We start from the raw sequence: 13,173 nt of genomic DNA on the forward strand, positions 1-13,173 counted from the left end.
TAATTTTGAATAAATGAAGATTGAAAAGGATATTTTACAACGATATGCTTCTGGTCAATGTACGATGGAGGAAAGTAACCTTGTTGAGGCTTGGTTTGAGGAGGTCGAAAGCAATGCTAGCATTTCGGACGAAAAGCTCGATGCTATTGTAGCGAGATTGGACAAGAAAATCGTTCCTAAAACCAAAAAACCAGATAGGATCATTTGGACAACATTAGCTGCGGCATGTTTATGTGCCGTTGTTGGCATTGTTATGTATCAATATACGACAGAGCCTCTTGCACAAGTAAATGTTATTGCTGACATTTCTGATATCAAAGCTCCGACCACCTCACAAGCATTTTTGGTATTGGAGGATCAGAAAGCTTACAATTTGGATGATGTAAAGGTGGGAGACACCCTGCGTGCGAGTGGCTATGCCCTTGCCCGTGCAGAAGACGGCGAATTTCAGTACGTGGATATGCGTGAGACTGGAGAAGCACCTTACCATACGCTGCGTACAAAAGCAGGAAGAGGAGTTAGTATAAAGCTTTCAGATGGCTCTTCTGTTTGGGTGAATGCGAATTCAGAAATTCGCTATCCCGTTCGTTTTGCTGCGGTTAGGGAAGTTAAGCTATCCGGCGAGGCCTATTTTGAAGTAGCGAAGACGGGCCAAGGTAAGGAGGCTGCTCCTTTTCTAGTTCGGGGAGATAGACAGACCATACAAGTATTTGGGACTAAATTTAATGCTAATTACCAAGATAATTCAATTGCTCTCTTGGAGGGTAAGATCGCTTTAAGCAATCAAGGGTCCTCATTGGAATCGAAAACGTTAGTTCCTCAGGCGGTTGTGATGCAGCCCGGCCAGGTTTATGTAGGAGAAAAACTTGTTTCTGATCCCAATATCGACCGTTATATAGACTGGAAAGAGGGCTATTTTGATGTTGAAGGGATGAGCCTGGGTGAGTTTAGCAAAGAATTATCAAATTGGTATGGTGTTGAGGTTGAGGTAGCTGCTGAATTGCAAAATAAATTACTTTTGGGGCATATCAACAGACAAAAAGATCTGGTCGATGTACTGGATATTGTAGCAAAAGTATTTCCTATCAGATATATGTTAAAAGATAATAAAGTTATGATCACCGAACGGTAACGCTATTCTATTTATATTCAAGGTGTTTTGGAATTGAAGAAGAACAGTTTTGATTTTTATTTATTCATCTCGCTAAAGAATGGATTAAGATTGATTGTTCTTTTTTTTGTTTTTATTTTTTTTACCGATCAAGCTGCCGCACAGTCTATTACACTTAAGAAGGACAAGAGTCCACTCTTGGAGATTTTAAGAGAAATTCAGCATCAATCCAAATTGGATCTTTTTGGAGATTTCGATCTGTTGAAGGGTGTTAAACCCTTTTCGATTGATGTAAAGAACCGTGATCTGGCTCAGGTACTTCACGAGCTCTCTGATGGGCAACCTTTCAGCTTATCGCTCTATCGGGACGCTATTGTAATTGAGGCAGCTAAATTACGGGCAAAAGAGGAGAAGACAAGCAAATTGCTGTCGGGAACAGTAAAAGATGAAAATGGATTTCCACTGGAAAATGTCAATATACGTTCACTAATTCCTCCCTATCGTGCTGTAACAACGCAATCAGATGGGAGCTACCAGATTAGAGTTGATACTGATCAGGAGCTTCTTTTTTCGATGGTGGGCTATGAACCCCTTCGGCTAAAACTCAATGGAGAGATTGCTCTTCATGTACAGCTCAAATCACAACAGCAAATGATGGAGGAGGTCCTGATTCATAGAGGTTACGATTCTCGAAAACCCCTATCCATGACTGGCGCTTCAAGAAGTATTACACGCAGGGAGCTGGAACAATTTAACAGCAACAATATCTTTACAGTTATTCAGAGTATAGATCCGACATTTCATATCGACCAAAATCTATTTGCGGGATCTAACCCTAATATTATTCCCGACGTCACCATCAGGGGCATCAATAATGTGGGGGAATACGCTATAAATTCTCCTTTGGTCATTCTTGATGGTTTTGAGGTTTCTTTGGAGCGTCTTTATGATCTTGATATTAACCGAATTGAAAGCATTACACTACTCAAGGACGTTAGTTCTACCGTCCTTTATGGTTCTAGAGGAGGGAACGGCGTTTTAGTAGTCGAGACACGCCCGGGCACAGCAGAGAAGTTGACATTATCCTATGACATGCGATCTACGGTAACAGCAGTAGACGTTGGCGATTATCATTTGATGAATGCTGCCGAAAAGCTTGACTTTGAAAAATTGGCAGGAGTATATACGGTTACAGCAGGTACATTTCCTCCAGCCGAAGAAAATATAGAGCAGGCCCGTCTTGACAATCTTTATAATCGCCGAAAAGCCAATATGATTCGTGGTGTGGAAACAGATTGGCTATCCCAACCCACACATTCATCCTTGTCTTTAGCGCACAGTATACGGGCCGAAGGGGGCGTGGGTCGGATCCGTTACGGTATTCAAGGTAATTATAACAACCTTGCGGGGGCCATGAAAGGTTCGGGCCGTAGGCGCATAGGAAGCACTTTTGACCTTGTTTACAGAAAGCCCCAAAAGATTTTATTACGCAATAATCTGACTTATCTTTCCAATAAGGCCTACCAATCTCCCTATGGTCCTTTCTCTCGTTATGCGCAAATGAATCCATATCAACCACTTCGAAATGAAAGTGGTGACCTTGTTCGGCAGTATGCTGACGAATCGTTGGAAGAGTTACAGTATAATCCGCTGTATGATGCTGGTTTACCCCATCGTGCAGATGAGTATGCGACCATCCTGACCAATAATTTTTCGCTCGAATGGAATATTTCACCAGTGCTGAAGTTGCGGTCTACGGCGGTCTTAGAGAAAAACACAAGTAAAAGCGAATTCTATCTATCTCCTTTACATTCTAGATTTGCCCGTGCAGACCAAGATAGTATAGGTCAATACAGTAGTGGCAAAGGCAATGGGAATGGATATTCTGCCAATGTCAATATAACCTATTTTAAAACACGCAAAAAGCATGCTTTTAGTACAAGTTTGATCGGGGAGGTCAAAAGTTCAAGCTTTAAACAAGATACGCGTCAATTGATAGGATTTACTGCAGATCTGGAACGTTCATCATTGCCAAAATATGCCAAGAGCAATCAGCTGGTCCATCGAGATATAGAAAATAGGCTGCTTGGGGTTCTGTTTGTCGGAAATTATACCTATGATCAGAAGTATATTTTAGATGCCTCTTATAGAATGGATGGCTCCTCAAAGTTTGGTGAGAATGCACGGTATGGTAATTTTTGGAGCCTCGGTTTGGGTTACAATCTTCATCAGGAGCACTTTTTCAAACGGGACTGGATACAGGAATTACGATTATTTACTAATACAGGTGTCAATGGGACCGATGCTTTTCTGGCTAATATGACGCTGTCATCCTATGTGTTATCGCCTGGACAGGTCTATTATAAAGAGTTTGGCCTCAGCTATTTTAATGAAGGAAACCCTGACCTGCACTGGCCGCAGATACATTCTTGGAGTGTTGGGGGCACAGGAAAGTTGTTTGATGGACGCATAGCATTTTCGTATGCTTATTATAGCAAAGTGACAGATCGGATGATTTCATTGATTACTGTTGCACCATCAGTTGGTCTACCAAATGATTCCTATTTTGAGAATATGGGAAAGGTACAGAACAGGGGATTTGAAGCGGCTGCTACGATTAAAGTTATGGAGAATAGCAAAAAAACATTGAGCTGGTATCTTACCGCATCTGCAAATCGTAATCAGGGGAAGTTGATAGAGATATCTGAGGCCTTGCGTCAGTTGAATGCATCCAATCTTGTGCGAACTAATGAGGGTTTATATAAACAGACCGTTTACTATGAGCAAGGGAAGTCCATTAATAATATCAAAGGTGTACGTTCATTGGGCATAGATCCGGCTTCGGGACAGGAGATCTTTCAAAAGATCAACGGGCGATTGACCAATGAATGGGATATAAATGATATTACCGTTATTGGCAATAGAGAGCCAAAATTATTTGGTAATATCCATAGTGCCTTCAATTTTAGACAGTTCAGTTTACAGGCCTACTTCAGTTATACTTTGGGCGGAGATATTTATAATCACACGTTGGCTGATCGGGTCGAAAATAGTGATCCCCGATTGAATACAGACATCCGGGCCTTTTATGACCGTTGGCGACAACCCGGAGATCAGGCCGCATTTAAAGATATTCGAAATGTAGAAAAAACGGGTCTGACAAGCCGCTTTGTACAGCGTGAAAATACGCTACAGCTGTCATGCTTGATGATTAATTACGATTTTTTGGGTGAAAGGATCAAAAAATATAGACTACAGCGGCTGCGGCTAAACTTTTCAGTCAATGGTTTGTTGAGGATTAGTACGGTTAAAATGGAGCGCGGTTTAGATTACCCTTTTGCACGTACTTTCAATATAGGATGTATGATTCAGTTTTAGCATGAGATACTATGAGAACAAGAGTTATAATAGGTGTAATAGTGCTTCTGACCAGTATATTTTCTTGTAAAAAATGGGTGGAAACCAAATCGGATGAAAGTACATATGTAGTCGATGTATTGACTGATCGTGAGGGTTTCTCAAGGGCTTTGGCAGGGATATATTATAAGATGGGCAGTGCAACACTCTATGGACGGGAGCTTGAATTTGGCATGCTTGATGTGATGGTGGGCTATTGGAAGATCAATAAACAGCACGAATATTATCCGGACTACAATTTCGATTATCATTCCTTATCTTCAGAGCGGCGTATTGCGGGCATTTGGTCAGGTCTGTATCGTGCTATTCACGATTGTAATGTAATCTTGGATCAGGTGGATAAGATTAAATCTGATCCCTATTACGACTTGATCAAAGGAGAAGCATTAGGGTTACGGGCTTTTCTGCATCTTGAATTGCTCAAACTATTTGGTCCTATTATCAAGCAAGAAGGGCTAGATACCCGCGCCATTCCTTATTATAGCTCAAGCAGCAGAGAAGTGCAGGAATTTCTGAGCAGCCGGGCATGTTTTGCGTTGATGGAACAGGATCTGCAAGCAGCAAAAATCCTATTGAAAGCAGACCCTATTATTACCCGTGGGCGGGAGGCGGATGGAAATCATGTCGGCGATCGTTACAATTCATTGATCGACAGGCGTGGCATCCATCTCAACTATTATGCCGTATTAGCCCTATTAGCCCGTAAAGCACAGTGGGAGGGAAATATGGGCGAGGCTGCTGTCCGGGCGCGATTTCTTTTGGATCAGCTCGGCGACACGCAGGCGGTTCGTTTTATAGCGCCTTCAGAAGCCATTGGTGGAAATATCCGTTTTACAAAAGAGAATATCTTTGGCTTATATATCAATGATATGGATGAGGTAACAGAGGACTATTTTCCCAGCGGTGATATTGCCCCTAATCGGGCACTTCCTCTTGATTTTAATTCATTTTTAATCTATTTATATGCAAAGGATACTGGTACGAGCACGGATCTGCGCGTCAGCGCCTGGGGGATGTTTTCCGTATTTCTTCAGAAATTTATGGCTCCTACTATGACGGCAAGTGGTTATGATCCGGATCTTTATGAAGCACAGATAATCAATTTGCCTGAAATATATTTTATTTTGGTTGAGGCTTTTTTAGATCGGGATCTGGAAAAAGGATTGAATTATTTAAATACGGTCCGTAGAGCGAGGCAGCTGCCTGAACTAAAATTCTCTGATAAGTGGACAAAAGAAAAGCTGGCAGAGAATTTGCTGGACGAGGTCAGGCGAGAGTACCTAGGTGAGGGCTATCTGTTCACTTATTACAAGCATCTTAATCATACGATTTATAGGTCTACAGGGTCGATCGATCCCGACAGGAAAATCTTTATGCTACCGATTCCAGTTGAGGAGCAGCAACTGAATCAGGGATATGGAATTAAAAAATAGACAAATGTGGAGGTATATTTTATTATTAAGCATTATGGTCCTATTGTTGAGCTCCTGTCAGAAGCAGGGAATAGAAAAATACGATGTAGATCAATCCTTCATTTATTTTGAAAAATCGGTGTTTAATATCGGAAATACGGTCGATGATCCGGATTCCCTGCAATTTTCTTTTGCTTATGAAGATGATAGCCTGCAGGAAAAAATTCTTTCCTTCCCTATACAATTAGTTGGCCAAAGAGATGCTCATGACCGATCGGTTGGCTTTCGGATTATAAAAGAACAAACAACCCTACCTGATAGCCTATATCGGGTGGTTCCGCCGGTAATTCGGTCAAATTACTTTCAGGATACCTTATTTATTCGATTGAAGAGAAGCCCGGTTTTGAAAAAAGTCAGCTATCAGTTGGCTGGTGAATTATATCAAAATGAAGCATTCGATTTAGCCGCATCATCTCGCTCCAGTATCCATTTATCCATTACAGATCAGCTGAGCGAGCCTTATTGGTGGTCAGACTGGAGTTCATTTTTTGGAGCATACCGAAAAGAAGTATATAAGAAGTGGATTGAAATTTACTATCCGGGAGCCGACCTTACTCCACCGGTCAGGCCAGAGGATAAGCCCCATTATGCCTGGAATAATATGCCGGATTTTTTCTACCGGAACTATTACCCGCTAACTCTTTTTTACATTGGACAATTACAGCAGTATTTTCGGGATCATGCGGTTTATCCCGATGATGACCCTAACAGACCGCGCATTTACGTACCCTGATGAAAAGCATTTTTTTATACATATTGACAGGTTTGATGCTTATCTCCTGTTCCAAGGATAAGGGCAACTATCGTTATCAGGATCTTAATGAGCTTGAGGTTGTAGATCAATATGGGCGTTTGATCGACGGTGCGATTTACCAGCAGGAAAAAGGGCAGGATTTTGTGCTCTCACCGCAGGTAACAGGAAGTTTATTTCCATTACCTAATGATCAACTCGATTTTTATTGGACAAAGGATGGAGATATTGTCGATCGCGACAAGGTCTGGAAGGTCAGCGCTTCCAGATATGAGCCCGGTATATATAATTGCAAATTAATGGTGGTTGACAAGCAGACAACGCTTTCTTATAGTTATGCTTTTACGCTGAAAGTATATGCAGGGCTTGCGAAAGGGTCCTTTATCTTGACTGAGGGGGGCGCTAACGAGAGTCAATTGGTAATGGTCAGTCCTGACGGTAGATCGAATTATATTTTCTACCAGAATTTTGGTGGTTATGCACTGGGCGATAAACCGCTACAGCTCAATGTCAATTATAGTACGCAGGATACCCTTACCTATTATAATCAGTTACTCTTTACGACTCGCGAGGGACAATATCCTATGTTTGGAGTAGATCTGGTCAGTTTAAAACCTACTTATTTATTTCCGTTAGCTGGTTCGGTTCTCTCGGGCGAACTTTTGCGGCCAAGCTACTACTTACAGGATGCTGGTCCGGGAGTTGATAAAGAACACTTCACCGGAATGGTCATCATTAATGGCAAATGTCACTATGTGGAGAGCGGGGTGATCAGCCCGAATATCTATCCCACGGATTTATTGGATTATAATTTTGGTGAGCGGGCAGCTTTATATGAAGAATCAGAGAAGCGATTTTTAATCGCTGGTTTTGACCGTAGGAATGGACGTATTCGCATATTTTTTACAAATACCATAGGTTTTTTTTACGGTAATTATGACGATTATCCTTTTCCACAATTGACCAAGGAACATGTCTTTGTTGCTGCCACCTGTTTTAGGCAGGGAGGGCAGGTAGACTGGCAGTTTTTGTTACAAAAAGGAGATGAAATAGCTCTTGTCACTTTTAACACACATGGCCCTGGCAATTACATAGATCCCCCTGTCAAGGTATCTAAAGTTATTCCTGAAATGATTGACGGGGTAGGTTTTATTTATCATGCAGGGTATTGGTATTTCGCCAAAGGGCGTAACGTGTATCGTTTTGAGATTGGTCAATTGAATATAGAACCCTATCTGAGACTTCCCGATGACGGTACTGGGAATATTTGTTCCTGGAATCTATTTCAAGGTTCTGATGGTGATATCAAAAGTGTTGGCGTAGCGACATTCAACGTTGAGGCAGCCCATAATCATCAGGGATCTTACTACCTTTACGATATCAAAGAGAAGAAATATATACAACAGGACCAATATGTCATTGACAAGGCTGTTGATATCAAACTTTGCTTTTAATGTTCTCCTCGAATAAAACAGCCACCCGGGATTTTGCACCCGGGCGGCCGATAGTTAATATTCAAGTGGGAGATGAAGCCCCTTGAATATTTAATTAGACGATTGGAGGAGCCAATTGTCCCGAAAAAGTTTATTTCATTTTTTTTTGGGACAATCGCGGTAAGATATCGTCTTGTATTTAGGAAGTTGTTGCTGCCTTTAACAAAAAAAAGAAATTTATTAATAAGTGATTGTATTAGTAAGTTTCTCCGTTAAGGACACTCTTGTCCTTAACGGTTTTTTTATTATTTTATATTTTTTAAATTAAAAATTTTATATTTAATAACAGTATCTCTTTACTAGTGGATTTTGTATCTTAAATTTATATTTTAAAATGTTCATGTTATGAAAAAAAAATTATTTATTTTATCTCTACTTATTATCAGCAGTACTTTTGTTTTTGCTCAAAAAATTGAAATTTCTGCGGGCTTTGGTGCGCCATCGCTTTATGGTGTCACCAATGATTTTGGAAATGCTCTTGCCAATATTGTCCTAAAGAATGCCGAGTCTCCGAATAGCTTTGGAGCACTGGGAGTTTCTGCTTTGATATACAGTAAAGAGGAAAAATGGCGGTATGGACTAGATGTTGTTTCTGAATTTTATACTGTTAAAAATACAGGGTATAGCAAGAAATCAACTTTATCCATAATGCCGAGGACAGATTATTTTTGGAGCGGGAGCGATAGAAAGTTGAGATTGTATTCAGGCGTATCAGTAGGGGTGTACTTAAATCGGGGTACAATTAAAAATGCAGCTAACGGTGATGAAAAAATAACTGATACCATTTTTGGTTTTAATATCACACCCATAGGCATCCGTTATGGATCACAATTTGCTGTTTTTGTTGAGCCAAATATTGGGACTAAAGGAATTGTTCAGGCCGGAGTATCTTACCGTTTTTAAGAGACAAACCCGATTTTCTCATCGAATTTTTTGATAGCAGATCGTAAGGACCAAATTCCATTCGGCATTTGGTCTTTTTTCATATCGGATTCTATGGATCTTAGAATATTTAGCGAAGAAGATGCTCGATAAATGAAATTAAATAAATCAGTATGCTAATAGCTATACATCCCACACTTTTATAGAAGTTGGCTTCACTGGAAACCATAGATTGTCACCGCTGCCCCTGCAAGCAGACAATAAATTGCGAAATAGGTAAGTTTAGATTTTTTTACCAAAGTTATCATCCATTTGCAGGCAAAAATACCTGCAAAAAATACTGCAACAAATCCGGCTACGAGGGAAGTCCAATTCAAGGTATCGCCGGAAGACAACATTTGCTGCCCATTCATATCCATTATCATTTTAAACGCAGCACACAATATGAGTGGAAGCACCATTAGAAAGGAGAATCTGGCAGATTTGGCTTTATCAATTCCTAATGGCAGTGATTTAGAAATCCTAGACCCCGATCTGGAAAGGCCGGGTAGCAGCGCCGATATAGATTTAATTACGATTTGCTGTCTTTTATTGATCTACAAAATCAAAAGAATATATAGGGGATTGCAAGACAGAAATATCATCAGGGTCTTCACATAACAAAAAGAAACTGGCAGTATCCGATTTTTTGTAAAGGGTCAAGCCTTCAAATTTCTGTGTCGTTGATAGCTTGCGGGTGGAACCTAATGACCATGTTTTGAGATCGATATATCCAAGATAGCTACCCTTATTAATCCCATCGTTATATGTACTGGCCTTATCTTCAGCCGTGGCAATGAAATAAAGCCTATTGTCCACAATAGTGGCATCAGAAAAACCCGTTGGGCAGTTTTGCAATTGCGGTAAGGCAACCTCATGCACCTCGATCTTTTTAGGGATATGAGACAAGTCACGCCCGCCCTTAAACGTAAAAACAATATTTTTGTTCATTGGTCCATTACCCCTGTTCAAAAAATACCACTGTTCATCTCTGTAATCAATCCCCTCAATATTAAAATTATCGAGATCCAGCCCCCCAGCTTCTCGTAGCGCCCGGTATAGGGCAGTCAGTGATTGCTTCGCCACTTTTTTTGATTTTTTGTGATATACATAGGCATTTTCTCTATTGGGCTTTGAGCCCGACCCAACAACCATAAGTTCATCACCCAAATTACAGATAGCTTCAAAGTCAGGCTTATCTTTTTTGTCGATGAGTTCCTGGCGCTGCTCCGCCACCAAAAGTATTTTGTCCATGTTAGCTGATTCCATATTGTAATGATACAAATAGGCACTATTATCCGACACTACGTAAACCTGATTATTTTCATAATATATGCCCGAAGCCGCATTTATACCCCAGATTTTAAATAAAATGAGCAATGAAGAAACGATATTCATGTTAAAATTTTTAAGTCAGTATATGCAAGTATACATATTATTCCTCCGCATGATTGTTAAAAAACATTAAATTCTACACCTCTAGACTGTTATTCAGATGCGGTCTTATCACATCTTAAATCATTCAGATTACCTCCGAAACAGGTGTTGAAAGCAATACGGTTCTGAATTAAAGCGTATTTTACTCAACTTCAGATCCATTTGCAGGATACATCATTCACGACTATTGGGGCAGCTTGTTTTCTAAACTGGTGTCGCTCACATAAAATAATACTCTTCTTGATAAGAAGAATTCCTTTTTTCGTAATCTAAATTTTATTTTGGAAGGCAGTGGTTTTCAGTAAAAAAAGGCAGCTTGGCTTAAAATCGTTGAGCGATCTGCTCAGGGGATTTCCCTGGCTCAGGCATGTTTCGGGACAATTACCTTGTTCAACCGTCTTTAGTATTAAGTAGCATCTTAGCCTAGGTAGCTAAGTGAGACCTTGAGTGGTTAAAAGTGTTAGTCGAGGCCGTGGGGAATTTAACATTTCTCATGCCCTTATTTATGGAGGCCACCCCATTTTGAATGATTTTTTGAAATTTTCCGTGCTGGATAAGATCATTGGCGAAGGGGCATGCGGTCTCCGGGTGCACCGAATAGGGGATGCATTAAACGGAATTCCGAAACCTTGTCGGACTGATGCCTTTATGTTTTTTAAATCTGCTTGAGCGGCTTCGCCCGATGAAAAGTATGAGTATGCGAATGGCTCTGTTGATCATTTTATACGTCGGTATGAAATAGAGCCAGACAGGACTGTCCGAAATGGAAAAACTTTCATTGATTTAAGCCATCAAGAAGGCAAAGGCATTACAGACGGAATGACGATAGATAGCAGGGGCAACCTTTGGACATTAGTTACTTTCAACGAGGATTTTTGCACAAATAAAATCAAAGAAAAGTAGGAGTGTCCAAGCTTTCAAACACTCCTACGTTTCGATGTATAAAATTATTGTTTGGTTCCTTCAAGCGTTGACACGCTCTTGGCAGGAATAGTTAAGCTATATACACCGCTTGCTGTTGGCGTAACAGTACCTTTCAGTCCCCAATGCCCTGCACTGGTCGCTGTAGTCTGGTAATTAGATAATTGTCCTCCCACAAAACCAGACAGATTGATATCCAATGGCACACTCTTACTACCTGTATTGGTCACGACCATCGCAAATTTACCCGTCTGAGGATCTTTATACGCAGATATAAGCAGTCCATTGGCATTTTGTACCGCTACGTTGATACGTTTGTAATCCGCTTTAATAAATCTGGAATAATGGCCCATCACATCATAAGCTTTGGTGAATTCTAATGAACCGTCACTTCGTGTACAGATCAATGCTTCATTATTTTGCGATGCCAACATTCCGAGCCAAAATATATAAGCACTTGCATCACATTCGGCTATCAATTTGTGCATATTAACAGCAAGCTTCAGTCCGCCTTCGATTCCGGCATCATAGTGTCCGCCATCATCCGAGGCTTCGGTTACCCACATTGGTTTACCTCCTGTATCAAATGTCCACTTTAAGGGACTCGGATTATAACCTCTTTTTCCAAAGATTAGATCCGCAACTTCAACATAACCATGGCCAGCTAGAATATCAATATTGCTGCGGTCCATGCTAGATAAGAAGATATTGGCTGTGCCCCAGGCAGCATTTTCAGAACCAATGATTTTTGTACTTTGTAGCCCCTCTTCATTTAATGCCGGTCTTAGGTTCTTTGTGATAAACTCGCCGAGTTTGTTCGGTGCCCAATAAGATGCATCCCAATCCGAAAACACATTTTCGGGTTCATTGCTTGGTGAGATGGCATTGATTGCTATGCCTTCATTTTGATAGGCCTTGGCAAAACCGGCCAGATAACGGGCAAAAAGCGTCGAATAGGTATTCAGATTAAGTCCATTGAACTTTTTAGCGCTGATACTATTGGGATTCGTCTTCATATAAAGTGGCGGTGTCCATGCACTCGCAATAATTATCGGAACCTGAAATCTTTCCTTGGCCTTTTTTAATATCCAAAGCTGCCCCAGCTCCTCACGTGCATCTGCGGAGAGCGCCTGATAGGCTGGGCTGCTGACTGCTACATCGATATCAACCCCCACGGGCTTAATGGTTACCACCCGATTCTGTTCATTGAATGGATAAGTATGTAACACCTTGCCCCGCAGAATATTCAACTTTAGCCCCGAATTGCCCCAGAGATAGGCCAAGATACTGTCCCTCTTCGGAGATTCAAAGAATGGAATAACACGACCGCCACGGGCACCAAAACCGTCTATTTTCTGGTGCTCCTGATCCCATTCTACGACCGCCTTTGTAGGTACATTTGCCCATTTTACATCCTTCTTACAGCCTGTAGGCCATAGGAATAACATTAATCCAAACCACGATATGGGTTTTGAAAAAAAAAGATTTCTTGTCATAATTTTTTATTTAATAATTACGTTATTGGATTTACTTACTTGCCCGGATTATTGTAATGAGCAAAGAATTTCACTATACTAAAATCCCTGACACATAAATGTGTCAAGGATTTTAAACGAGCTTTTTTATACAGCCCCACCATTTGAATTTATA

At 40.8% G+C, this 13,173-nt stretch carries 9 protein-coding genes and 1 pseudogene; 7 read left to right on the forward strand and 3 right to left on the reverse strand.

Annotated elements, in window-relative coordinates:
* The first annotated feature begins 13 nt into the window (after positions 1–13).
* From RYH73_RS09195 to RYH73_RS09220, 6 genes are all read left to right on the forward strand, one after another.
* On the forward strand, positions 14–1,132 hold the full coding sequence (locus tag RYH73_RS09195; RefSeq protein WP_335313124.1) for a FecR family protein: 1,119 nt from the start codon (positions 14–16) through the stop codon (positions 1,130–1,132).
* Positions 1,133–1,165: 33 nt separating this feature from the next.
* The gene (locus tag RYH73_RS09200; RefSeq protein WP_335313125.1) at positions 1,166–4,489 is read left to right on the forward strand and encodes a SusC/RagA family TonB-linked outer membrane protein; all 3,324 of its coding nucleotides are present in this window, start codon (positions 1,166–1,168) and stop codon (positions 4,487–4,489) included.
* An 11-nt stretch (positions 4,490–4,500) separates the two neighbouring features.
* A complete protein-coding gene (locus RYH73_RS09205) occupies positions 4,501–5,961 on the forward strand; it encodes a RagB/SusD family nutrient uptake outer membrane protein (protein WP_335313126.1) in 1,461 nt (486 codons plus the stop codon).
* A 4-nt stretch (positions 5,962–5,965) separates the two neighbouring features.
* Positions 5,966–6,733 (forward strand): DUF4843 domain-containing protein, encoded by a 768-nt coding sequence (locus RYH73_RS09210; RefSeq protein WP_335313127.1) that lies wholly within the window; start codon positions 5,966–5,968, stop codon positions 6,731–6,733.
* Positions 6,733–8,205, forward strand: coding sequence for a PKD-like family lipoprotein (locus RYH73_RS09215; protein ID WP_335313128.1), 1,473 nt, complete (start codon positions 6,733–6,735; stop codon positions 8,203–8,205). Before RYH73_RS09210 ends, RYH73_RS09215 begins: the two co-directional genes overlap by 1 nt.
* A gap of 384 nt (positions 8,206–8,589) precedes the next feature.
* On the forward strand, positions 8,590–9,147 hold the full coding sequence (locus RYH73_RS09220; protein ID WP_335313129.1) for a hypothetical protein: 558 nt from the start codon (positions 8,590–8,592) through the stop codon (positions 9,145–9,147).
* Between the two features lie 194 nt (positions 9,148–9,341).
* On the opposite strand, the gene RYH73_RS09225 is transcribed toward RYH73_RS09220, so the two are convergent.
* Together RYH73_RS09225 and RYH73_RS09230 are read right to left on the reverse strand one after the other, a co-directional pair.
* Positions 9,342–9,722 carry an undecaprenyl-diphosphate phosphatase gene (locus tag RYH73_RS09225; RefSeq protein WP_335313458.1) on the reverse strand — a complete coding sequence of 127 codons (381 nt, stop codon included), beginning with the start codon at positions 9,720–9,722 and terminating at the stop codon, positions 9,342–9,344.
* The gene (locus tag RYH73_RS09230) at positions 9,715–10,563 is read right to left on the reverse strand and encodes a DUF6929 family protein (protein ID WP_335313130.1); all 849 of its coding nucleotides are present in this window, start codon (positions 10,561–10,563) and stop codon (positions 9,715–9,717) included. The genes RYH73_RS09225 and RYH73_RS09230 overlap by 8 nt, the downstream gene beginning before the upstream one ends.
* 726 nt (positions 10,564–11,289) lie before the next feature.
* Here RYH73_RS09230 and RYH73_RS26665 point away from each other — a divergent pair.
* Positions 11,290–11,505 (forward strand): annotated as a pseudogene (locus RYH73_RS26665) (SMP-30/gluconolactonase/LRE family protein); the annotation flags it as partial.
* A 44-nt stretch (positions 11,506–11,549) separates the two neighbouring features.
* On the opposite strand, the gene RYH73_RS09235 reads toward RYH73_RS26665, so the two are convergent.
* The gene (locus RYH73_RS09235; RefSeq protein WP_335313131.1) at positions 11,550–13,019 is read right to left on the reverse strand and encodes a glycoside hydrolase; all 1,470 of its coding nucleotides are present in this window, start codon (positions 13,017–13,019) and stop codon (positions 11,550–11,552) included.
* Positions 13,020–13,173 lie beyond the last annotated feature (154 nt).

The organism is Olivibacter sp. CPCC 100613 (genome assembly GCF_036959255.1).
Lineage (GTDB): Bacteria > Bacteroidota > Bacteroidia > Sphingobacteriales > Sphingobacteriaceae > Olivibacter.